This window comes from Streptomyces longisporus (genome assembly GCF_039532765.1).
Lineage (GTDB): Bacteria > Actinomycetota > Actinomycetes > Streptomycetales > Streptomycetaceae > Streptomyces > Streptomyces longisporus.
In genome coordinates, this window is the sequence record NZ_BAAASG010000010.1 from 161,701 (window position 1) to 183,061 (window position 21,361).

The following is a 21,361-nucleotide window of genomic DNA, read 5'->3' on the forward strand; positions in this document are numbered from 1 at the left end:
GCACACCGGGCCGGTTCAGCCCCTGTTCCCAAGGGAGAACCGGCCCGTGATGCCGTCGTTATGCGCCTTCACCCGGCCTTCACGCGTCTTCGGCGAGTTCCAGCCAGCGCAGCTCCAGGTCCTCGCGCTCCCCCGCCAAGTCCCGCAGCTGGGCGTCGAGTTCGGCCACCTTGGCGAAGTCCGTGGCGTTCTCGGCGATCTGGGCGTGCAGCTTGGTCTCCTTCTCGGAGACCTTGTCCAACTGCCGCTCGATCTTCTGGAGTTCCTTCTTCGCCGCGCGCTGGTCGGCGGCGCTCTTCTCGGGGGCGGGCCTGGCCGCGACGGGCAAGGCGGCCGCGACCGCCTCCTCCATCTTCCGGCGCCGCTCCAGGTACTCGTCGATGCCGCGCGGCAGCATCCGCAGGGTGGCGTCGCCGAGCAGGGCGAACACGCGGTCGGTGGTGCGCTCGACGAAGAACCGGTCGTGGGAGATCACGATCATCGAGCCGGGCCAGCCGTCGAGGAGGTCCTCCAGCTGGGTCAGGGTCTCGATGTCGAGGTCGTTGGTGGGCTCGTCGAGGAAGAGGACGTTGGGCTCGTCCATGAGCAGGCGCAGCAGCTGCAGGCGCCGGCGCTCACCGCCGGACAGGTCGCCGACGGGCGTCCACTGCTTCTCCTTGTTGAAGCCGAACGTCTCGCACAGCTGACCGGCGGTCATCTCCCGCCCCTTGCCGAGGTCGACGCGCTCGCGCACCTGCTGCACGGCCTCCAGGACCCGCAGGTTCGGGTTGAGTTCGGCGACCTCCTGGGAGAGGTAGGCGAGCTTGACGGTCTTGCCGACGGCGACCCGCCCGCCGACCGGCTGCACCTCGCCCTCGGACCGTGCCGCCTCGGCCATGGCCCGCAGCAGGGAGGTCTTGCCGGCGCCGTTGACGCCGACCAGGCCGATGCGGTCGCCGGGGCCGAGCTGCCAGGTGACGTGCTTGAGCAGCACCTTGGGTCCGGCCTGCACGGTGACGTCTTCCAGGTCGAAGACGGTCTTCCCGAGCCGCGAGGAGGCGAACTTCATCAGCTCGCTGCTGTCCCGGGGGGGCGGTACGTCCTTGATGAGCTCGTTGGCGGCCTCCACGCGAAAGCGCGGCTTGGACGTACGGGCGGGCGCACCCCGCCGCAGCCAGGCCAGCTCCTTGCGGACGAGGTTCTGCCGCTTGACCTCCTCGGTGGCGGCGATGCGCTCGCGCTCGGCGCGCGCGAAGACGTAGTCGGAGTAGCCGCCCTCGTACTCGTGGACGACGCCCCTCTGCACGTCCCACATGCGCGTGCAGACCTGGTCGAGGAACCAGCGGTCGTGCGTCACGCACACGAGGGCGGAGCGGCGCTCGCGCAGATGGCGGGCGAGCCAGGCGATGCCCTCGACGTCGAGGTGGTTGGTCGGCTCGTCGAGGACGATCAGGTCCTGTTCCTCGATGAGCAGCTTGGCGAGCGCGATACGGCGCCGCTCACCGCCGGACAGCGGCGCGATGACGGTGTCGAGGCCCTGCGGGAAGCCCGGCAGGTCGAGGCCGCCGAACAGGCCGGTGAGCACGTCCCGGATCTTGGCGTTGCCCGCCCACTCGTGGTCCGCCATGTCCCGGATGACCTCGTGCCGGACGGTGGCGTTCGGGTCGAGGGAGTCGTGCTGGGTGAGCACGCCGAGGCGGAGCCCGCCGGAGTGGGTGACCCGCCCGGTGTCGGCGTCCTCCAGCTTGGCCAGCATGCGGATCAGGGTGGTCTTGCCGTCGCCGTTGCGCCCGACCACCCCGATCCGGTCGCCTTCGGAGACGCCGAGGGACACGCCGTCGAGGAGGGCACGAGTGCCGTACACCTTGCTGACGTTCTCGACATTGACCAGATTGACGGCCATTACGCTCCTGCCCAGGGGGCTGTGTCGACATGCGGCTGGGCCGCGGGGGTCAGCCTCCCAGCCTAATGTGCGCCGGTCGGTGACCGATCCCGCGGCGGATCACCGCAGATCAGCGGGCTGCGGCCGTGCGGATCTCGCCGAGCAGGTCGTACATCACCTGGCCGGGGCACTCGGTGGCGAAGTAGTCGCGGTGGCCGCCGACGGTGTTCGTGTCCTTCTTCGTGCCGTTGACGGGGTTCACGTAGGTGACCCTCGCCTGGGGGTCGAGGCCCTTGAACCGGCAGATCACCTTGATCAGCCGGATCAGGGAGTCCTTGGCCGCATCCGTGGGGCCGTTCTCCGTGAGCGTGCCGAGGAGGGCGATGCCGAGGGCGCCGGAGTTGTAGCCCACGGAGTGGAAGCCGGTGACGAGGTCGCCGTCCGGGTTGAAGGCCGGGATGCCGTCGTCGCCGGAGTATCGGCCCTCGTAGACGGTGCCGGACTCGTCGATGAGGAAGTGGTAGCCGATGTCGCCCCAGTCGTTGGTGATCGCGTGGAGCTCGTAGATCGCGCGTACCGTCGCGGCGGGGTCGGGATCGTTGTTCGGCGTAGCGGTGTGGTGGACCGTGATGATCTGCAACGGGTAGTACTTCTCGGGCGAGTTGACCTTGCCGTCCTTGTACCGCTTGGACTCGTCGGCGCCCCACGCCGGGCGGGAGAGGTAGCGCACACCACGTACGCGTGTCGGCTCGCTGGGTACGTGGAAGGTGCGGTCCGGGCCGTCGGTGACGTCGATCGCCAGCGAGGCCACGTCGGACACTCCGCCCGACGCCTTCACCTCATAGGCGGTGGCGCTCTGGGCCGCCACCAGCGCGCTGCCCCCGTCCTCGACGGCCGAGCAGCCCGCGGTCACGGTCTGCCAGTCACCGTCCGCGAGGCGGATCGCGGCGCCGTCCTTCGCGCCGGACCAGCGCAGACCGACGTAGGAGGCGGCGAAGGCGGTGGTGGCCGCGCCGGTGCCGGTGGCGGCCTCGGTGCGGGTGGCGGGGAACTTCTCCGGGGTCGTACCGGAGGAGCCGGCACCGCTGCCGTCGCCGTCACCGGAGCCGGAGTCGGTGGCCGCGAAGACCGCCGGGGTCACGGCGGCCGCGCCGGCCACGGCCGCGGCGGCACCGATCACGCCACGACGGGACAGTGAGCGCTTCCTACGGTGGGCAGGGGAGGGTGTGGGGGATTCGGACACGTGCGTGACCCTTCGGCTGTGCAGGGGCGTAGATGCGCCACACCGGGCGCTTGAAAGCTCAACCGACCCTATTGGCCCCACTGGCCTCATCAGTACTGCGATTCCCGTACATCCGAGTGGAAATCCGGCCCGTTCGTGTGGAGATCGGGCGAAGATCGCGTACGGCGTCATGGTCCGGCGCCGCCCATCTGGTTCCGCATGATCAGCGTGGTCACTCTTTGTGATGACGTGATCGGGAACGGGCCGCTACCTTGGAGGACGGGCAGCAGGATCCCGTCCATGGGAGGAACCATGACCGCCGAGTCCGTAGAGCGCCGCGTTCAATGGCCGGTGCCGCCGCTGGACGGGTACACCGTGGACGACCTGTTCACGCTGCCGGATCTCCCGCCGCACACAGAGCTGATCGACGGGAGCCTGGTTTTCGTGAGTCCGCAGCGTCGATTCCATGGGAACGTGGTCGACTTGCTCGTCTTCGGCCTGCGCAACAGCGGCCTGCCTGCCGAATTCAAGGTCAGCCGGGAGATGACGGTGGTCCTCGACAGGCGCAACGGCCCCGAACCCGATGTGAGCGTGATCCGGACCGACGCAATCACCGGCCAGGACCAGACGAGCTACCAGGCCGACGACGTAGTTTTGGCGGTCGAAGTGGTCTCGCCCGAGTCCGAGTCCCGCGACCGCACGACCAAGCCCCAGAAATACGCCGCCGCCGGAATCCCGAACTTCTGGCGCGTCGAGGCGAGCGGGGCGGACGGCAGGCCCGTCGTCCACGTCTACGAAATCGACCCGCTGACCCACGCGTACGTCCACATGGGCATGCATCGCGATCGCATCAAGGTCGACAAGCCGTACCCCATCGACATCGACCTCACCGCCATCGACAACCTCTGAGCCGTACGCCCACTCAGATCACGGTCGCCCCCGGCGCGGGCCCCGACGCCGTGCGCACCGTCCGGCACGTGCCCGAACCGCGGAGCGTCTCGGCAACCTTGGCCGCCGACTCCGGGTCCCGGGTGAGGAAGGCCGTCGTCGGGCCCGAGCCGGAGACCAGGGCGGCGAGGGCGCCTGCGGTGCGGCCCGCGGTGAGGGTGTCGGCGAGTTCGGGGAAGAGGGAGAGGGCGGCGGGCTGCAGGTCGTTGGAGACGGCCGAGGCGAGCGCGTCCGGGTCGCCCTTCGCGAGGGCGCGCAGGAGTTCCTCGGAGGCCACGGGCTCGGGGATGTCGAGCCCCTCCGCCAGCCGGTCGAACTCGCGGAAGACCGCCGGGGTGGAAAGACCGCGGTCGGCCATCGCGAACACCCAGTGGAAGGTGCCGCCGACCTCCAGCGTGCGCAGTTGCTCGCCGCGCCCGGTGCCCAGCGCCGCCCCGCCCACCAGACTGAACGGCACATCGCTGCCCAACTCGGCGCAGATGGCGAGGAGTTCGGCCCGGGAGGCGCCCGCCTGCCACAGTGTGTTGCAGGCCAGCAGCGCGCCCGCGCCGTCCGCGCTGCCGCCCGCCATGCCGCCGGCGACCGGGATGTCCTTGGCGATGTGGATGTGCACGGCCGGTTCGATGCCCCGCCGCCGGGCGAGTTCGAGGGCCGCGCGCGCCGCGAGGTTCGTACGGTCCAGGGGCACCTGCTCGGCGTCCGGCCCCTCGCAGGTGATGCGCAGTTCGTCGGCGGGCGTCACGGTGACCTCGTCGTAGAGGCCGACCGCCAGGAAGACATTGGCCAGGTCGTGGAAGCCGTCGGGGCGGGCCGCACCCACCGCGAGCTGGACGTTGACCTTGGCGGGGACGCGTACGGTGACGCTCACTTCTGACCGGGCTCCTTGTTCGCGGTGGTCTCGGCGTGCTCGGCGATGCGCGCGAACTCCTCGACCGTCAGGGCCTCCCCGCGCGCCTGCGGCGACACCCCGGCGGCGACGAGGGCCGCCTCCGCCGCCGCGGGCGACCCGGCCCATCCGGCGAGCGCGGCCCGCAGTGTCTTGCGCCGCTGGGCGAAGGCCGCGTCGACCACGGCGAACACCTCGCGCCGCGAGGCGGTGGTCTTGAGCGGCTCGGTGCGGCGGACCAGCGAGACGAGGCCGCTGTCCACGTTCGGCGCGGGCCAGAAGACGTTGCGCCCGATCGCGCCGGCCCGCTTGACCTCGGCGTACCAGTTGGCCTTCACGGACGGGACGCCGTACACCTTCGAGCCGGGCGCGGCGGCGAGCCGGTCGGCGACCTCCGACTGGACCATGACCAGGGTGCGTTCGATGCTCGGGAAGGTCTCGAGCATGTGCAGGAGGACGGGGACGGCCACGTTGTAGGGGAGGTTCGCGACGAGCGCGGTGGGGGCGGGGCCCGGCAGCTCGGTCACATGCATCGCGTCCGAGTGGACGAGCGCGAAACGGTCGGCGCGGCCGGGCATGCGGGCCGCGATGGTGGCGGGCAGCGCCGCGGCCAGTACGTCGTCGATCTCGACGGCGGTGACACGGTCGGCGACCTCCAGCAGCGCCAGGGTGAGGGAGCCGAGCCCCGGGCCGACCTCGACGACCACGTCGTCCGGGCGGACGTCGGCGGTGCGGACGATACGGCGGACCGTGTTCGCGTCGATCACGAAGTTCTGGCCGCGCTGCTTGGTGGGGCGGACGCCGAGGGCTGCCGCCAGTTCGCGGATGTCGGCGGGGCCCAGGAGGGCGTCGGGGGCGGGGCTGCTGCTCACGGCGACAAGGGTACGGGGGTGTGGACCCGGGGGTGCCGGCTGCCCTGCGCTGCAGGTGGCCGGGAGGGTGGGTTTGCTAGCCCGCGCGTGCGGGGTGCCGCTCTCTTTGGGTCGGGAGCCGCCCCAGCGGCACGACTGCCCGCAGCTGCGCGGGCTTTTAAGGGGCGCGGGGAACTGCGCGATCAGCCCCCACCGGCCCGCAGGCCCGAAAACGGCCCTCACCCGTGCAGCCGTGCCCCGCAATGCGGCCAAGGGCTCGCCCCCCGGCGGACGTACAGCTTCTTCGCGCGGGCCGTCTGTTCTGCCGGGGACGCGTCCTCGGGGCGGCCGGTGCCGCCGAGGCTCTGCCAGGTGCGGGACTCCAGCTGATAGAGGCCGCCGTAGGTGCCCGAGGGGTCGACGGCGTGCGGGCGGCCGCCCGACTCGCAGGCCGCGAGGCCCTTCCAGTTCAGGTCGTCGGCGCCGCGCACGGACGTCGGGAGCGGCTTCGTGCCCACCTTCACGACCTGCGGCTGCGGCTCGCGCACCACCTCGGTGCCGGCCAGGCGCGGCTTCTGCCGGACCCCGTTGACGATGCGCAGGGAGTACGTGATCCGCCGCAGCCCCGGCTGTCCCACCCGGTCGACGACCTCCGTCCCCTTGAACAGCCCGGGGTCGTCCTCGCGCTGCACCTTGAACGGGATCTCCTCCTCGCGGACCTCCTTGGAGCCGGTGACCCGCAGCACGGTGACCGTCTGCCCGTCGCGCGGGAAGCTGTCCGCCGGCACGGAGGTGGTGTCCTCGCCGTGCAGCAGGACCCCGGCCTGCTCGACGACCTCCTGCACGGTCGCCGCGTTCGTGCGGACCGTCCGTGCGTGGCCGTCGGCCATGACCGTCACGGAGCGCTCGGTGCGCACGTCGAGCGAGAGCCCGGCGCGTCCGATGTGCCGGGAGCGCGCAGCGGACAGATAGGCGCCCTGCGCCCGCACCCCCATCTCCTCGAGCGCCTCCTGCACGGTGTCCGCCGTCGTCCACACCTCGCGCCGGTGCCCGTCGATGGTGAGCCGCACGGGGCGCCCGTACTGCACCACGATCTCGTCACCGCTGCGGATCGCCGAGCCGGGCGCGGGCGCGACGACGTCGTGCGCCCCCACGTCGACGTTCTCCTGTGCGAGCAGTTCGGTCACGTCGTCGGCGAACGTGTGCAGGGTGCGCGGCTTGCCGTCGACGTTCAGCTCGATGGCCTTGTCCTTGGCGACGAACGCGGTGGTGCCGCCGGCCAGGAAGGCGACGACCAGCGCCTGCGGCAGCAGCCGGCGCATCGAGCCGTCCGGGAGCTCCATGGGCCGCGCCCGGCGCCGGCGTGCGGCCCGGCGCCTGCGTCCCGTTCCGGCGCGCGTTCCGGCGCGCGCGGCGGGCGCGGGCACTTCCTCGCCCGCCGCGCTCCCCACCTGCCGCGGAAGCGGCGGCTCGGGTACCTGGGCCGCCTCGTAGGCGGGCCGGTACGTGTCCTCGTACGCCCCGGGCACCCCGTAGGCCAGGGTCTGCGCGCTGTGGACGTCGTAGGCGTACGCCGGCGGATACGCCGGGTCGTACGCCTCATACGTCCCGTACTGCCAGTACTGCGAGTACTGCGAGTTGCTCACGCCGACACGCTCCAGGGGCCGTAGGGGTCCAGAGGGGTCCGGATCGGGCACCAGAACCTAGCGGAGCCCGTATCACTCTCCAAAGCGGCGCGATTACGAAGAGTCACGGTCACGGCGAACGCGAGTCCGCCGGGGCCTTATCGTAAGGTTATGGACGACTACGCTGAGTAGTCGAAGGCGCGGGCCGTGTTCGCCGCCAGGGCCGTCGCCAGCGCGTCCTCGTCGATGCCGCGCACAGCGGCCATGGCGCGCACCGTGACCGGAATGAGATACGGCGCATTGGGCCGTCCGCGGTACGGCGCCGGTGTCAGGAAGGGCGCGTCGGTCTCCACCAGGACCAGCTCCAGGGGCGCCACGGCGAGCGCGTCCCGCAGATGCTGGGCGTTCTTGAAGGTGACGTTGCCGGCGAAGGACATGAAGTACCCGGCACTGGCGCACACCTGAGCCATCTCCGCGTCCCCGGAGTAGCAGTGGAACACCGTCCGCTCGGGCGCGCCCTCCTCCTTGAGGATGCGCAGCACGTCGGCGTGGGCGTCGCGGTCGTGGATGACGAGGGCCTTGCCGTGCCGCTTGGCGATCTCGATGTGGGCGCGGAAGGAGGCCTCCTGCGCCTCCTTGCCCTCGGGACCGGTGCGGAAGTAGTCGAGGCCCGTCTCGCCGACGCCCTTGACCTGGGGGAGCCCGGCCAGCGCGTCGATCTGCCCGAGCGCCTCGTCGAGCGCCGCCGCGCCCCCCGCCTCGCGCGCCCCCTGCCTGGACCAGCCGTCGGGGTCGCCGTGGACGATGCGCGGCGCCTCGTTGGGGTGCAGGGCCACCGTCGCATGGACGGCCTCGTACAGTCCCGCCGTCTCGGCGGCCCACTGCGAGCCCCGAACGTCGCAGCCGACCTGCACGACCGTCGTCACGCCCACCGAAGCGGCCTTCGCGAGGCCCTCCTCGACCGTGCCGTTCTGCATGTCGAGGTGGGTGTGGGAGTCGGCGACGGCCACCCGGAGGGGTTCCGGAGGCGGCGGCGCGCTCTTGTCGACGGTCTTCTCGCTGGAGCCGGAGCTTGAGGAGGGCATGCTCCGATCCTACGAAAGGGGCATGCCCGCCCGGCCGCCGGAGCTGTCAGCTCGCCTTGCGGTGGAAGGGGTGCAGGAGATCGGAGAGATGCCAGTGGTGGTCCCGCTCGCCGGCCGCGGCGCCCTCGGCACCGTCGGCTGCGGGCTCCTGGGCCTCGGTCTGCGGTGTCCGCCGCTGCTGCTTGTGCACCGCGTCGCGCACGGATGAGACCTGCCCGGGTCGCATGATCCGTACGACGTGGCTGTCGCAGTTCTGGCAGGTGGGCTTGGACAGCGGAGACGGCACGACCTGCCCCTCGGCCACGTACATCACGAACTCATGGCCCTCGGCGTCGTTGTGGTGCTCTATCTCGTACGACTGCTCCCAGCCGTGCCCGCAGCGCATGCAGGCGAAGGAGTACGACTCGTGGACGACTGCGGTGGCCGCGCCGCGGAGGCCGGACTGCCCTGAGATCTCGCTCATGCCAGCTCCTCTTGATCTGCTGGACCAAGGGACGGGTGCGTCCCTTCAACCAGTGGACGCTTCTGGCGGAGCGAATGCATCAGCCCTGTCGACTGTTGGAGCCGATTTGGATTCTCCTTGCCAGAGCGACCCCGCTCAGGGGGTCTGCGCTTTGCTTTTCACGACCTTGCTTTGCCCTTTTGTGGGGCGCTTGCTCAGGCGAGATGCGCCCTGCTCAGAGGGGGTGTGGCGGACTTCACGAAAGCGTCACGAACCACTGGCCGAATAAGCATTCTTCGCGGCCACGACGGCGTCGAACACTTCCCTTTTGGGAAGCCCGGCCTCTGCCGCAACCGCCGCAATGGCTTCTTTTCGCCGCTCTCCTGCCTCCTCCCGCACCCGCACCCTGCGCACCAGTTCGGCGGCGTCGAGCTCCCCGGGCCCCTTCTCCGGAGCGCCCTCGACGACCACGGTGATCTCGCCGCGCACACCTTCGGCGGCCCAGGCGGCCAGTTCCCCGAGCCCGCCTCGCCTGACCTCCTCGTACGTCTTGGTCAGCTCCCGGCAGACGGCGGCGCGCCGCTCGGCGCCGAAGACCTCGGCCATGGCGGCGAGGGTGTCGTCGAGGCGGTGCGGGGCCTCGAAGTAGACGAGGGTCCGGCGCTCCTCGGCGACCTCCTTCAGACGGGTCAGCCGCTCGCCCGCCTTGCGCGGCAGGAACCCCTCGAAGCAGAACCGGTCGACGGGCAGCCCGGACAGCGCGAGCGCGGTGAGCACGGCGGACGGCCCGGGCACGGCGGTGACCCGGATGTCCTTCTCCACGGCGGCCGCGACCAGCCGGTACCCGGGGTCGGACACCGAGGGCATCCCGGCATCCGTGACGAGCAGCACCCGCGCACCGCCGACGAGTTCCTCGACGAGTTCGGGCGTACGGGCGCTCTCGTTGCCCTCGAAGTACGACACGATCCGCCCCCTGGGCGTCACGCCCAGGGCCTGCGTCAGCCGCCTGAGCCGCCGGGTGTCCTCGGCGGCGACGACATCGGCCCCCGCCAGCTCCTCGGCCAGCCGGGGCGGCGCGTCCGCGATGTCGCCGATGGGGGTGCCTGCAAGTACGAGGATTCCGGTCACGCCCCCATCCTCCCAGGGACACACCGAGGGGGACGCATCCGAGCCCTTACCACCCATGCACGGGACTCACACAGCGCCGTTCCCTACGATGGCGCGGTGACCAGTACCGCGTCCTCCCCGGACACCCGGCAAGGCCAGAGCTCGCAGGACCAGCGGCCGTCGTGGCAGCAGCGGCTGCGCCGTTTCGGCTACACGGCGGGGCCGAGAAGTGACGTCCGCGAGCGTCTGGTGCCGCCGTACGTGCAGCCCAGCCCGCGGGTGTGGCAGGTCCTCGGGGTGCCGCCGGCGCTCATCGAGCGGATCATGCGCTGGTCGGCCTGGGGCGGCCCGCTGCTGGTCACGCTGATGGCGGGCGTGATGCGGTTCTGGCACCTGGGCAGCCCCAAGGCGGTGATATTCGACGAGACGTACTACGCCAAGGACGCCTGGGCGCTCGTCCACCGCGGCTTCGAGGTCAACTGGGACAAGAACGCCAACGACCAGATCCTGGCGCTGAACGGGCACGTCACGATCCCGACGGACGCGGCGTACGTGGTGCATCCGCCGGTCGGCAAGTACGTCATCGGGCTCGGGGAGCTGATCTTCGGCTTCAACCCCTTCGGCTGGCGGTTCATGACCGCGCTGCTGGGCACGCTGTCCGTCCTGATGCTGTGCCGCATCGGCCGCCGTATCTTCCGCTCGACCTTCCTCGGCTGCCTCGCGGGCGCGCTGATGGCGGTCGACGGGCTGGCCTTCGTGATGGCCCGCACCTCGCTGCTGGACGGCGTGCTGATGTTCTTCGTGCTGGCCGCGTTCGGCTGCCTGGTCATCGACCGCGACAAGGCGCGCGAGAGACTCGCGGCGGCGCTCCAGCCGGATGCCGACGGCCGTGTCCGCCCGGACGCGCACATCGCCGAAACGACCCGTCTCGGCCGGCGCCCGTGGCGCTGGCTGGCGGGCCTGATGCTGGGCCTGGCCATCGGCACCAAGTGGAACGGCCTGTACATCATGGTCGCGTTCTTCCTGATGGCGGTCCTGTGGGACATCGGCGCCCGCAAGGTGGCCGGCGCCGGGAACCCGTACAAGGCGGTCCTGCCGGACGCGGCCGTCACGTTCGTGGCCACGGTCCCCGTCGCGCTCGTCACCTACCTGGTCTCCTGGACCGGCTGGATCCTCTCCCCCACCAACGGCAAGGGCGGCTACTTCCGCAACTGGGCCGCCACCGACGGCAAGGGCGGCAACTGGACCTGGCTGTTCCCCGACTGGTGGCGGAGCCTGTGGCACTACGAGCACGAGGTCTACGAGTTCCACCGCAACCTGCACTCGCCGCACACCTACATGTCCAACCCCTGGAGCTGGATCGTCGACGGCCGCCCGGTGTCGTACTTCTACGAGTCCCCCTCGCCCGGCAAGGACGGCTGCCCCGTGGGCGCGGGCCAGAAGTGCGCCCGGGAGGTCCTGGCGATCGGCACTCCGCTGCTGTGGTGGGTGGCCTGCTTCGCGGTCCTGTACATCCTGTGGCGCTGGCTGCTGCGCCGCGACTGGCGGGCGGGCGCCATCGCCTGCGGCATCGCGGCCGGTTATCTGCCCTGGTTCCTGTACCAGGAGCGGACGATCTTCTTCTTCTACGCCGTCGTCTTCGTGCCGTTCCTGTGCCTGGCCGTGGCGATGCTGCTGGGCGCGATCGTCGGGCCACCGGGGTCGAGCGACACCCGCCGGGTGGCGGGCGCGACCGGGGCGGGCGTGCTGGTCCTGCTGATCGCCTGGAACTTCATCTACTTCTGGCCGCTCTACACCGGGACCGCCATCCCGATCAACGACTGGCGTTCACGTATGTGGCTCGATACCTGGGTATAAGCGGATCTTCCGGCCCCCTCTGAGTACCTCCTGAGTATCCGAACGGACACAACATAGGTAAACACTCCTCACAGTTCCCCCTTGGGCCACATACAGTGCGAGGGACCGACGGGGAACGGGGAGGGGAGCCCTTCATGGGCAAGGGGGTCAGGATCACCGTCATCAGCAGCGTCTTCGCTGTGATGGTGGGCGGCGCCGGATACGGCGCGTACAACATCGTGTCCGCGCTGAACGGCAACGGGGGTTCGGGCGGCTCGGCGTCCGTGAAGACCGGTCCGCCGAGCAGCGACGAGGTCAAGGAGACCTCGGCGAAGTTCTTCGCGGCCTGGGAGAAGGGCCAGGCGGTCCAGGCGGCCACGTACACGAACAACGACACGGCGGCCGAACCCCTGCTGACCTCCTACGGCAACGCCGCGCACATCACCGGCGTGAAGATCACCCCGGATACGGCGAACGGCGCGACCGTCCCCTACACGGTCAGGGCGACGGTGTCCTACGGCGGCAGGTCCAAGCCCCTGACCTACCGGAGCGAGCTGACCGTCGTGCGCGGGAAGACCACCGGGCGGGCGCTGGTCGACTGGCGGCCGTCCGTGGTCCATCCGCAGCTGCAGAAGGGCGACACCCTGTTCACCGGCGAGGCGGCGAACCCGCCGATCGAGGCCGTGGACCGGAACGGGGCCGTACTGACGAAGGAGAAGTACCCCTCGCTCGGCCCGGTCCTGGACACCCTGCGCGAGCGGTACGGCGACAAGGCGGGCGGCACCCCCGGCATCGAGCTGGCGATCAAGCATGCGTCCCCGGACGCGGGCGACACCTCGCTGCTCACCCTCACCAAGGGCAGGGCGGGCAAACTGCAGACCACGATCAGCGCGAGCGCCCAGGCGGCGGCCGAGACCGCGGTGAAGAAGTTCGCGCAGTCGTCGGTGGTGGCCGTCAAGCCCAGCACCGGTGAGGTCCTCGCGGTCGCGAACAACCGCAAGGACCAGTTCAACGCGGCATTCCAGGGCGAGGTGGCACCCGGGTCCACCATGAAGATCATCACCGCCGCGATGCTCATCGACAACGGCGTGACCTCGATGAACGGCCCGGCGCCCTGCCCCCCGGACGCCGTGTGGCAGGGCCAGACCTTCAAGAACCTCAAGGGCATGCAGCCCAACGAGAAGGCCACGCTCGCCAACAGCTTCCTGCGCTCCTGCAACACCGCCTTCATCAAGCTCATCGACGAGAAGCCGCTCTCGGACTCCTCGCTGACCACGGAGGCCCAGGACCGGTTCGGGCTCGGTCAGGACAACTGGAAGACCGGCATCGTCTCCTTCGACGGCAAGGTCCCCGCGGTCAGCGGCCCGGACCGGGCGGCGAACGCCATCGGCCAGGGCCAGGTCCAGATGAGCCCGCTGAACATGGCGTCGGTCACGGCGACCGCCATCACCGGCACCTTCCGGCAGCCGTATCTGGTCTCGCCGGGGCTCGACGACCGTCAACTGGCCACCGCGAAGGGTCTGCCCGCGAGCACCGCCGCCCAGCTCAAGCAGATGATGCGGCTCACCGCGACCCAGGGCACCGCGGCACAGGCGATGGCCGGACTGAGCGGCGACTTCGGCGCGAAGACCGGTTCCGCGGAGGTCGACGGACAGGCCGTGTCCAACAGCTGGTTCACGGGGTTCCGTGGTGACCTCGCGGCGGCGGCCATGACCGAGGAGGGCGGGCACGGCGGCACGGCGGCCGGGCCGATTGTCGCAGCTGTGCTACGGACCGGCTCCTGAAGTCACCCGTTGAGGACGGGACTCTAGGCTGTTGCCGTCGTTGGTTGGGATGGATGTGGGCAACGGGGACCCTGGGGATCTCTCGGAGGAACGGGAACAGTGGGCAACAGAAGGCGCGTCGCCGAGCGACCGAAGACCAAACCCGCCGTGGTCGGCGGGATGATCGCCGTGGTGATCGGCGGCGCCGGCTTCGGCGCCTACGCGCTGTACGGCGGCGGGGCGTCGGCCGACGACCGGTCGGCCTCGACGTCCGCGTCCTCCGACCACAAGGCCGTCAAGACCGGCCCGCTGTCCGCGACCGAGGTCCAGACGACGGCCGAGCGGTTCCTCACGGGCTGGCAGCAGGGCAAGGTGGCACAGGCCGCCGCCGCCACGAACGACCCGACGGCGGCCACCGCCCTGCTGACCGGCTTCACCAAGGACGCCCACATCACGGGCGCCACCGTCACCGAGGGCACCCGCACCGGGGACAAGGTCCCCTTCTCCGTCAAGGGCACGGTCTCCTACAAGGGCACCAAGCTGCCGCTCTCGTACCAGAGCGCGCTGACGGTCGTGCGCAAGAAGGAGGACGGCAAGCCCTACGTCGACTGGCACTCCTCCGTCGTCCATCCCGACCTGAGGGACGGCGACACCCTGGTGACCGGCGAGTCCGGGACGCCGCCGGTCAAGGCGTACGACCGTCACGGCGGCGAGCTGACGACCGCCAAGTACCCCTCGCTCGGCCCGGTGCTCGACGGGCTGCGGGAGAAGTACGGCAAGACCGCCGGCGGCAAGGCGGGCATCGAGCTGGACGTGGTGCGCGGCAAGGCGTCGCAGAAGGCCAAGCTGTCCGACAAGACACTGCTGACCCTGACCAAGGGCACGCCGGGCCGGGTGAACACGACGCTGAGCCCGACCTTCCAGGCCGCGGCCGAGCGGCAGGTCGCCGCGAAGGACAAGTCCTCGGTCGTCGTCATGCGCCCGTCGACCGGCGAGATCCTCGCCGTCGCGAACCACAACCCCAGTTTCAACGTGGCGTTCCAGGGTTCCCTGGCCCCCGGCTCCACGATGAAGATCGTGACCTCGACGATGCTGTTCGAGAAGGACCTCGTCCACCCCGACCAGTCGCACCCCTGCCCCAAGACGTACAAGCTCGCGGGCTGGACGTTCCACAACGACGGCGACTCCGAGATCAAGCAGGGCTCGTTCAAGCTGGCCTTCGGGGCCTCCTGCAACAACGCCTTCATCAACTTCGCGCCGAAGCTGTCCAACAGCGACCTGACGCAGGAGGCCCAGCAGGTCTACGGCCTCGGCCTCAACAACTGGTCGATCGGCGTCCCCACCTTCGACGGCTCGGTCCCCGTGATGAGCGGCGCCCAGATGGGCGCCTCGCTGATCGGGCAGGGCGGGGTGCGGATGAACCCGCTGAACATGGCGTCGGTGTCGTCGACGGTGGCGACCGGCAGCTTCCACCAGCCGTACCTGGTCGACCCGTCGGTGGACCACCGCACCCTGGCGAAGGCCTCCCGCACGATGTCCTCGAAGACCCAGGCCGAACTGAAGGAGGTCATGTCGTACACGGCCTCCTACGGCACGGCGGCCAAGGCGATGTCCGGCCTGAGCTCCAGCTGCGGCGCCAAGACGGGCTCGGCCGAGGTCGACGGCCAGCAGAAGCCCAACGGCTGGTTCACCGCCTACTGCGGCGACCTCGCAGCCTCAGGCGTGGTCCAGGCGGGCGGCCACGGAGGCGACACGGCGGGCCCCATCGTGGCGGCACTGCTGAAGCTGGGCGGCTGAGAGGGGCGCCCCGAAGGGGCGCGGGAAACTGCGCGATCAGCCACATCGGCGCAGCAGACGAACGACGGCACAGCTCACCGGGAGACAGGCGCCGCAGCCATATAGGTGCGGCGCAAGAACCGCAGCAGAGTCTTCGACTCGAACTGCACCACCGAGACGCCGTTCGCGGAGTGGAACTCGACGACGGCCTGAACCCGCCCGCAGGGCCACACCCGCACCTCTCCGCTGCCGGCGGGGGCGCGCAAGCCCTGTTCCAGCAGGGAACGGGAAAAACTCCATTCATGCGCCCCCGGCAGCCCCACCCGCACCTCACGCGGATCGACCTCGGGGTCGTACCGCAGAACCACCGGTACCGTCTCGTCCTCCGGTACCGCCGCATCCGTGACCAGGTGGGCTCGTGCGTACTGCTCGACTACAGACATCGTGACGGCCCTCTCACGCTGCGTGTCCTGTGTGGAAGCTGTGCGTCCACCCCTTCCTAATGTCCCATATTTTCCCCAGGACGCCCCTTGGCGTGGGACGACTCCCGTCACGACACCCTCGCTCTTGCAAGTTGTTCGCAACAAGGCACTATCATCGAACGGTGCATGTGCCTGACGGATTCATCAACGCCCCCGTCTCCGCCGCGACCGGAGTCCTCGCCGCGGGCGCCATCGCCGTGAGCCTGCGCGGCGCCCGCCGTGAGCTGGACGAGCGGACGGCGCCGCTGGCCGGGCTTGTCGCGGCGTTCATCTTCGCGGTGCAGATGCTGAATTTCCCCGTCGCGGCGGGGACCAGCGGCCATCTGCTCGGCGGCGCGCTCGCCGCGATCCTCGTGGGGCCCTTCACCGGCGTCCTGTGCGTCTCCGTCGTCCTGCTGATGCAGGGCATCCTCTTCGCGGACGGCGGCCTGACCGCGCTCGGCGTGAACATCACGGACATGGCCATCGTCACGACGGTCGTCGGGTACGCCGTCTTCCGCGGCCTGGTGAAGCTGCTCCCGCGGGGGCGCCGCTCGGTGACCGTGGCCTCCTTCGTCGCCGCGCTCCTCTCGGTCCCGGCGGCGGCGGTCGCCTTCACGCTGATCTACGCCGTCGGCGGCACCACGGACGTCTCCCTCGGCAAGGTCGCCACCGCGATGGTCGGCGTACACGTGCTGATCGGGATCGGCGAGGCGGCGATCACGGGGCTGACCGTGGGCGCGGTGATCGCCGTACGCCCGGATCTCGTGTACGGCGCGCGCGGCCTGGAGCAGAAGCTCAAGCTGCGGGTGAACGGCGAACTCGTGGACGCTCCCCCGTCCCGCCCGGCGCCCGTCGCGGCGCGCACCTCCCGCCGCGCGCTGTGGGTCACCGGCCTGGTCACCTCCCTGGTCCTGGCGGGCTTCGTCAGCTTCTACGCCTCCTCGAACCCCGACGGCCTGGAGAAGGTCGCCCATGACAAGGGCATCGACAGCAGGGCCCAGAAGCACGCCTCCGACGGCTCCCCGCTCGCCGGCTACGGCGTCAAGGACGTCGAGGACGCCCGCCTCTCCGGGGGCCTCGCGGGCGTGATCGGTGTCGGCGTGACCGTCGTCGCGGGCAGCACGGTCTTCTGGGCGGTGCGCAGGCGCCGTACGACCGACGCCTCTCCTGTCGGCACGGGCCTCTGAGATGGGCGCCGGGCACGCACACAGGCTCTACCGGCACGGGCACTCCCCCGTGCACGCCCTGCCGCCGCACACCAAGCTGGCCGCCGCGTTCGCGTTCGTGGTGGTCGTGGTGTCGACGCCGCGGGAGGCGGTGTGGGCGTTCGGTCTGTACGCCGTGCTGCTCGCGGTCGTCGCGCGGCACGCGCGCGTGCCCGCCGGTTTTCTGCTCAAGCGGCTGCTGATCGAGGTGCCGTTCGTCGCGTTCGCGGTGCTGATGCCGTTCGTGGCGGAGGGCGAGCGGGTGGACGTCCTCGGGCTGTCCCTGAGCGTGAACGGCCTGTGGGGCGCCTGGAACGTCCTCGCCAAGGGCACGCTGGGCGTCGCCGCCTCCGTCCTCCTGGCCTCCACCACCGAGCTGCGTGAACTCCTCCTCGGCCTCCAGCGGTTGAAGCTCCCGCCGCTGCTGGTGCAGATCGCGTCCTTCATGATCCGCTACGGCGACGTCATCACGGACGAGATGCGGCGGATGCGGATCGCGCGCGAGTCCCGGGGATTCGAGGCGCGGGGTGTGCGGCACTGGGGCGTGCTCGCCAAGTCGGCGGGCGCCCTGTTCATCCGCTCCTACGAGCGCGGGGAGCGCGTCCACCTGGCCATGGTCAGCCGCGGTTACGAGGGGTCGATGCCGGTGATCGACGAGGTGACCGCTTCCCGGGCGCAGTGGTCGTACGCCCTCACGCTCCCCTTCGTCGCCCTCGTCGTCTGCCTGCTGGGATGGACCCTGTGAGTACTGCTTCCCTGGAGGTCTCCGGCCTCGCCTTCGCCTACCCCGACGGCCACCAGGCCCTGTTCGGCGTGGACTTCTCCATCGGGCGCGGCGAGCGGGTCGCGCTGCTCGGGCCGAACGGCGCCGGCAAGACGACGCTCGTGCTGCACCTCAACGGCATCCTGACCGGCGGGGCGGGCACCGTCACGGTCGCCGGGCTGCCGGTCGGCAAGCAGCACATGGCGGAGATCCGCCGCAGGGTGGGCATCGTCTTCCAGGACCCGGACGACCAGCTGTTCATGCCGACGGTCCGCGAGGACGTGGCGTTCGGGCCCGCGGCGGCCGGGCTCAAGGGGGCAGAGCTGGAGGAGCGGGTCGACCGGGCGCTCGCGCAGGTCGGCATGGCGGAGTTCAAGGACCGCCCCCCGCACCACCTCTCCTTCGGGCAGCGGCGCCGGGTGGCCGTCGCGACCGTACTCGCGATGGAGCCGGAGATCCTCGTCCTGGACGAGCCGTCCTCCAACCTCGACCCGGCCTCCCGGCGCGAACTGGCCGACATCCTGCGCTCGTTGGACGTCACCGTCCTCATGGTCACGCACGACCTGCCGTACGCACTGGAGCTGTGCCCCCGCTCGCTGATCCTCAGCGAGGGCGTGATCGCGGCGGACGGCAAGACGGCCGAGCTGCTCTCCGACGAGGACCTCATGCGCGCCCACCGCCTGGAGCTGCCCTTCGGTTTCGACCCGCGGTCCGTGACAATGGGCGCGTGACGAACGCGGACGACACGGCAGCGGTCAGGACCGGCTCTGAGGGCTCGCTGCTCCTCGACGACCAGCTGTGCTTCGCGCTGTACGCGGCGCAGCGCGCGGTGACGTCCTCCTACCGGCCGCTCCTCGACGAACTCGGCCTCACCTACCCGCAGTACCTCGTCCTGCTCGTCCTGTGGGAGCGCGGCGAGATCCCGGTCAAGGAACTCGCGACCGCGCTGCGGCTCGACTACGGCACGGTCTCGCCCCTGCTGAAGCGGCTGGAGGCGGCCGGCCTGGTGCGCCGGGAGCGCGCGGCGCACGACGAGCGCTCGGTGCTGGTCGCGTGCACGGGGCGCGGGGAGGAACTGCGGGAGCGCGCGGCCTGCGTACCCGGCGCGCTGCTCGCGGCGACGGGGCTGGAAGCACCGGAGGTCGCACGGCTGCGCGAGGAGCTCTGGCAGCTGGCGGTGAGGGCCGAGGCCGCCGCACAACGCTGCTGCGTTTTCCCGGGGGACAGCCCCCGGACCCCCGGCAGAAAAGCAGGTCGGCCGACATGACCGGTGCGGACACAGCGCGGCCGACCTGACTGGCCTCGGGTTACCCACGGTTGCCACCCCCTGACATCGACTGCTGACCTACCAGCCAGTACCTTGTGCACGATGTACTTGCGCGCACTCGTTCTGGGGGGCCAACCATGAGCGCCATGAGTGACGATCTCACCGCCGCAGAGACCGACACCGACACCCGACCGACGAAAATCATGTACGTCGCCGAGGCGACCGCACACGGCGGCCGGGACGGCTATGTCACCAGCCAGGACGGGCAGATCGAGGTCAGGGTCGCGATGCCGCCGGAGCTCGGCGGGGACGGCAACGGCACCAACCCTGAGCAGCTGTTCGCGGCCGGCTACAGCTCCTGCTTCCACAACGCGCTGGTGCTGGTCGGCCGCCGTTCCGGCTTCGACCTCACCGGCTCCACGGTCGCCGCCAAGGTCGGCATCGGCCCCAACAAGCAGCGCGGTTACGGTCTCGCGGTCGCCCTCAGCGTCTCGCTGCCGGTCCTCGACCAGGAGGTCGCGGCGAAGCTGGTGGACGCGGCGCACGAGGTCTGCCCGTACTCGAACGCGACCCGCGGGAACATCGACGTGACGATTCTGCTTGGGTGAGTAGGGAGTACACACAGGCAGGAGGAGCACGGGCGTGGACGTGCACGGTGCGGTGGCCGAGGGCTTCGAGCCGGTCAGGGAAGCGTTCGTACGGAACTTCGAAGTGCTGGGGGACCGGGGCGCGGCCGTCACCGTCTACCGGGACGGGCACAAGGTCGTCGACCTGTGGGGCGGCACCAAGGACGTCGACGGCACGGAACCCTGGGAGCACGGCACCGCCCAGATCGTGCGCTCGGCGACCAAGGGTGTCGCCGCCGCCGTACTCCTGCTGCTGCAGCAGCGCGGGGAGCTGGACCTGGACGCACCGGTCGGCGAGTACTGGCCGGAGTTCAAGGCGGCGGGCAAGGAGCGGACGCGGGTGTGGCACCTGCTCGCGCACCGCGCCGGAGTGCCCGTGCTGGACCGCCCGCTGACGCCCGCCCAGGCCGCGGACCCCGACCTCGCCGCCGAGGCGGTCGCGGCGCAGGCACCGGCCTGGGAGCCGGGCACCGACCACGGGTATCACGCGCAGACGTACAGCTGGCTGACCGGCGAACTGGTGCGGCGGATCACGGGACGCGGCATCGGCGAGTGGATCGCGGACGAGATAGCCGGACCGGCCGGGGCGGACCTGTGGCTCGGGCTGCCGTCGGCCGAGCGGACGCGTGTGGGCCGGGTGGCCCAGATCGACCCCCCGGCGGACCCGCGCGGCCTGCGGACCCGCCCCAAGCGCGCGGTCTCCGAGGCCTACGCCGACCCCGCCTCCCTGACCCGTCGCGCCTTCGCCGCGATCACCCCGCTCCCCGACGAGAACGACCCCGACTACCGCGCCGCCGTCCTCCCCGCCTCCAACGGCATCGCCACGGCGGAGGGCCTCGCCCGCTTCTACGCCTCCCTGATCGGGGTTGGGGGCACCTCCCACGCCCTTGAGGCAGTGGGGGAGGACGGCGGCACAAGGCTGTTCACCCCGGAGACCGTGGAGCTGGCCCGCGCCGAACGCAGCGCGGGACCGGACCGCGTGCTGGTGGTGGGCACACGGTTCGGCCTCGGCTACATGCTCCACGGGGCCGCATCCCCGCTCCTGTCCCCCACCTCCTTCGGCCACCCGGGCCGCGGCGGCGCCCTGGGCTTCGCCGACCCGGACACGGGCATCGCCTTCGGCTATGTCACCAACGGCTTCCGCAAGAGCGTGACGGCGGACCCAAGGGCGCAGGCACTGATACGGGCGCTGCGGACGCGCCCCTAAAGGGGCGCGGGGAACTGCGCGACAAGCCACGACGAACCCGCAGACGCCCGACGACATATCCCGGCAGCCCGCGGAGCGCAGCTCACACGTTGATGGAGTGCGACGTCCGCCCCGACGCCGAGTCGATCTCCCCGTGCGCCTTGGTGAGCAGCTGCATGGCAAGCTCATTCAGCGCCCGCGCACCGGCGATCTCCTCCCCCACCCGCGGCTGATTCGCATCGGTGTGGTGCCGGCTCGCATGCCCATGGGCCTTGACCTCGGTCCCGTCGGACAGCCGTACCAGCGCGACCGCCCGCGTATGCGTCTCGTCCTCCTGGAACTCCAGCTCGACGTGCCATCCCACTGCGGTGTGCATCATGACGATCACCTCCGGAAGACCTGCTTCCAGAGTGCTCCTGCGAGCCCGCGGATGCACGCAGACCCCGGG

20 protein-coding genes are annotated in these 21,361 nt (G+C 70.8%); 10 read left to right on the top strand and 10 right to left on the bottom strand.

What is annotated here, in order from left to right; all coding sequences use genetic code 11:
* Positions 1 to 79: 79 nt before the first annotated feature.
* Both ABD355_RS21845 and ABD355_RS21850 read right to left on the bottom strand, forming a co-directional pair.
* On the bottom strand, positions 80 to 1,882 hold the full coding sequence (locus ABD355_RS21845; protein ID WP_344402205.1) for an ABC-F family ATP-binding cassette domain-containing protein: 1,803 nt from the start codon (positions 1,880 to 1,882) through the stop codon (positions 80 to 82).
* Positions 1,883 to 1,991: 109 nt separating this feature from the next.
* Positions 1,992 to 3,041 carry a peptidoglycan recognition protein family protein gene (locus ABD355_RS21850; protein WP_344402206.1) on the bottom strand — a complete coding sequence of 350 codons (1,050 nt, stop codon included), beginning with the start codon at positions 3,039 to 3,041 and terminating at the stop codon, positions 1,992 to 1,994.
* 354 nt (positions 3,042 to 3,395) lie between these two features.
* Between ABD355_RS21850 and ABD355_RS21855 the strand changes: the two genes are divergently transcribed.
* On the top strand, positions 3,396 to 3,992 hold the full coding sequence (locus ABD355_RS21855) for a Uma2 family endonuclease (protein WP_344402207.1): 597 nt from the start codon (positions 3,396 to 3,398) through the stop codon (positions 3,990 to 3,992).
* 13 nt (positions 3,993 to 4,005) lie between these two features.
* Here the strand turns inward: ABD355_RS21855 and ABD355_RS21860 are convergent, their stop codons facing one another.
* From ABD355_RS21860 to rsmI, 6 genes are all read right to left on the bottom strand, one after another.
* Entirely contained in the window at positions 4,006 to 4,899 is an 894-nt protein-coding gene (locus tag ABD355_RS21860; RefSeq protein WP_344402208.1) for a 4-(cytidine 5'-diphospho)-2-C-methyl-D-erythritol kinase, read from the bottom strand.
* The gene (rsmA, locus tag ABD355_RS21865) at positions 4,896 to 5,789 is read right to left on the bottom strand and encodes a 16S rRNA (adenine(1518)-N(6)/adenine(1519)-N(6))-dimethyltransferase RsmA (RefSeq protein ID WP_344402209.1); all 894 of its coding nucleotides are present in this window, start codon (positions 5,787 to 5,789) and stop codon (positions 4,896 to 4,898) included. The genes ABD355_RS21860 and rsmA overlap by 4 nt, the downstream gene beginning before the upstream one ends.
* Before the next feature lie 218 nt (positions 5,790 to 6,007).
* Positions 6,008 to 7,414, bottom strand: coding sequence for a resuscitation-promoting factor (locus ABD355_RS21870; protein ID WP_344402210.1), 1,407 nt, complete (start codon positions 7,412 to 7,414; stop codon positions 6,008 to 6,010).
* A 158-nt stretch (positions 7,415 to 7,572) separates the two neighbouring features.
* Entirely contained in the window at positions 7,573 to 8,478 is a 906-nt protein-coding gene (locus ABD355_RS21875; RefSeq protein WP_344402211.1) for a TatD family hydrolase, read from the bottom strand.
* 46 nt (positions 8,479 to 8,524) lie between these two features.
* Entirely contained in the window at positions 8,525 to 8,941 is a 417-nt protein-coding gene (locus ABD355_RS21880; protein WP_344402212.1) for a hypothetical protein, read from the bottom strand.
* A gap of 246 nt (positions 8,942 to 9,187) precedes the next feature.
* Positions 9,188 to 10,048 (bottom strand): 16S rRNA (cytidine(1402)-2'-O)-methyltransferase, encoded by an 861-nt coding sequence (rsmI, locus tag ABD355_RS21885; RefSeq protein WP_344402213.1) that lies wholly within the window; start codon positions 10,046 to 10,048, stop codon positions 9,188 to 9,190.
* A 96-nt stretch (positions 10,049 to 10,144) separates the two neighbouring features.
* Here rsmI and ABD355_RS21890 point away from each other — a divergent pair, with 96 nt between their 5' ends.
* From ABD355_RS21890 to ABD355_RS21900, 3 genes are all read left to right on the top strand, one after another.
* A complete protein-coding gene (locus ABD355_RS21890) occupies positions 10,145 to 11,884 on the top strand; it encodes a dolichyl-phosphate-mannose--protein mannosyltransferase (RefSeq protein ID WP_344402214.1) in 1,740 nt (579 codons plus the stop codon).
* Positions 11,885 to 12,018: 134 nt separating this feature from the next.
* Complete coding sequence (locus tag ABD355_RS21895; protein WP_344402215.1) at positions 12,019 to 13,647, top strand: penicillin-binding transpeptidase domain-containing protein; 1,629 nt, start codon at positions 12,019 to 12,021, stop codon at positions 13,645 to 13,647.
* A 99-nt stretch (positions 13,648 to 13,746) separates the two neighbouring features.
* Positions 13,747 to 15,423 (top strand): penicillin-binding transpeptidase domain-containing protein, encoded by a 1,677-nt coding sequence (locus ABD355_RS21900; protein ID WP_344402216.1) that lies wholly within the window; start codon positions 13,747 to 13,749, stop codon positions 15,421 to 15,423.
* Positions 15,424 to 15,497: 74 nt separating this feature from the next.
* On the opposite strand, the gene ABD355_RS21905 is transcribed toward ABD355_RS21900, so the two are convergent.
* Entirely contained in the window at positions 15,498 to 15,845 is a 348-nt protein-coding gene (locus ABD355_RS21905; RefSeq protein WP_344402217.1) for an SsgA family sporulation/cell division regulator, read from the bottom strand.
* Between the two features lie 161 nt (positions 15,846 to 16,006).
* Here ABD355_RS21905 and ABD355_RS21910 point away from each other — a divergent pair, with 161 nt between their 5' ends.
* From ABD355_RS21910 to ABD355_RS21935, 6 genes are all read left to right on the top strand, one after another.
* The gene (locus ABD355_RS21910) at positions 16,007 to 17,053 is read left to right on the top strand and encodes an energy-coupling factor ABC transporter permease (protein ID WP_344402218.1); all 1,047 of its coding nucleotides are present in this window, start codon (positions 16,007 to 16,009) and stop codon (positions 17,051 to 17,053) included.
* A 1-nt stretch (position 17,054) separates the two neighbouring features.
* Positions 17,055 to 17,816 carry a cobalt ECF transporter T component CbiQ gene (gene cbiQ, locus ABD355_RS21915; RefSeq protein WP_344402219.1) on the top strand — a complete coding sequence of 254 codons (762 nt, stop codon included), beginning with the start codon at positions 17,055 to 17,057 and terminating at the stop codon, positions 17,814 to 17,816.
* Positions 17,804 to 18,565 (top strand): energy-coupling factor ABC transporter ATP-binding protein, encoded by a 762-nt coding sequence (locus tag ABD355_RS21920; protein WP_344402220.1) that lies wholly within the window; start codon positions 17,804 to 17,806, stop codon positions 18,563 to 18,565. The genes cbiQ and ABD355_RS21920 overlap by 13 nt, the downstream gene beginning before the upstream one ends.
* Positions 18,562 to 19,101: a MarR family winged helix-turn-helix transcriptional regulator gene (locus ABD355_RS21925; protein WP_344402221.1), complete on the top strand. Its 540-nt coding sequence runs from the start codon at positions 18,562 to 18,564 to the stop codon at positions 19,099 to 19,101. Before ABD355_RS21920 ends, ABD355_RS21925 begins: the two co-directional genes overlap by 4 nt.
* Positions 19,102 to 19,247: 146 nt before the next feature.
* Entirely contained in the window at positions 19,248 to 19,709 is a 462-nt protein-coding gene (locus ABD355_RS21930; RefSeq protein WP_344402222.1) for an organic hydroperoxide resistance protein, read from the top strand.
* A 34-nt stretch (positions 19,710 to 19,743) separates the two neighbouring features.
* On the top strand, positions 19,744 to 20,934 hold the full coding sequence (locus ABD355_RS21935; RefSeq protein ID WP_344402223.1) for a serine hydrolase domain-containing protein: 1,191 nt from the start codon (positions 19,744 to 19,746) through the stop codon (positions 20,932 to 20,934).
* 82 nt (positions 20,935 to 21,016) lie between these two features.
* Here the strand turns inward: ABD355_RS21935 and ABD355_RS21940 are convergent, their stop codons facing one another.
* Positions 21,017 to 21,292: a dsRBD fold-containing protein gene (locus ABD355_RS21940; RefSeq protein ID WP_099934194.1), complete on the bottom strand. Its 276-nt coding sequence runs from the start codon at positions 21,290 to 21,292 to the stop codon at positions 21,017 to 21,019.
* Positions 21,293 to 21,361 lie beyond the last annotated feature (69 nt).

What these genes read in the sequence shown, in the direction of transcription:
- ABD355_RS21845 (WP_344402205.1), bottom strand. Translation starts at nt 1,882, where the DNA reads ATGGCCGTCAATCTGGTCAATGTCGAGAACGTCAGCAAGGTGTACGGC.
- ABD355_RS21855 (WP_344402207.1), top strand. Translation starts at nt 3,396, where the DNA reads ATGACCGCCGAGTCCGTAGAGCGCCGCGTTCAATGGCCGGTGCCGCCG.
- ABD355_RS21875 (WP_344402211.1), bottom strand. Translation starts at nt 8,478, where the DNA reads ATGCCCTCCTCAAGCTCCGGCTCCAGCGAGAAGACCGTCGACAAGAGC.
- ABD355_RS21880 (WP_344402212.1), bottom strand. Translation starts at nt 8,941, where the DNA reads ATGAGCGAGATCTCAGGGCAGTCCGGCCTCCGCGGCGCGGCCACCGCA.
- ABD355_RS21895 (WP_344402215.1), top strand. Translation starts at nt 12,019, where the DNA reads ATGGGCAAGGGGGTCAGGATCACCGTCATCAGCAGCGTCTTCGCTGTG.
- ABD355_RS21905 (WP_344402217.1), bottom strand. Translation starts at nt 15,845, where the DNA reads ATGTCTGTAGTCGAGCAGTACGCACGAGCCCACCTGGTCACGGATGCG.
- cbiQ (WP_344402219.1), top strand. Translation starts at nt 17,055, where the DNA reads ATGGGCGCCGGGCACGCACACAGGCTCTACCGGCACGGGCACTCCCCC.
- ABD355_RS21920 (WP_344402220.1), top strand. Translation starts at nt 17,804, where the DNA reads ATGGACCCTGTGAGTACTGCTTCCCTGGAGGTCTCCGGCCTCGCCTTC.
- ABD355_RS21930 (WP_344402222.1), top strand. Translation starts at nt 19,248, where the DNA reads ATGAGTGACGATCTCACCGCCGCAGAGACCGACACCGACACCCGACCG.
- ABD355_RS21940 (WP_099934194.1), bottom strand. Translation starts at nt 21,292, where the DNA reads ATGATGCACACCGCAGTGGGATGGCACGTCGAGCTGGAGTTCCAGGAG.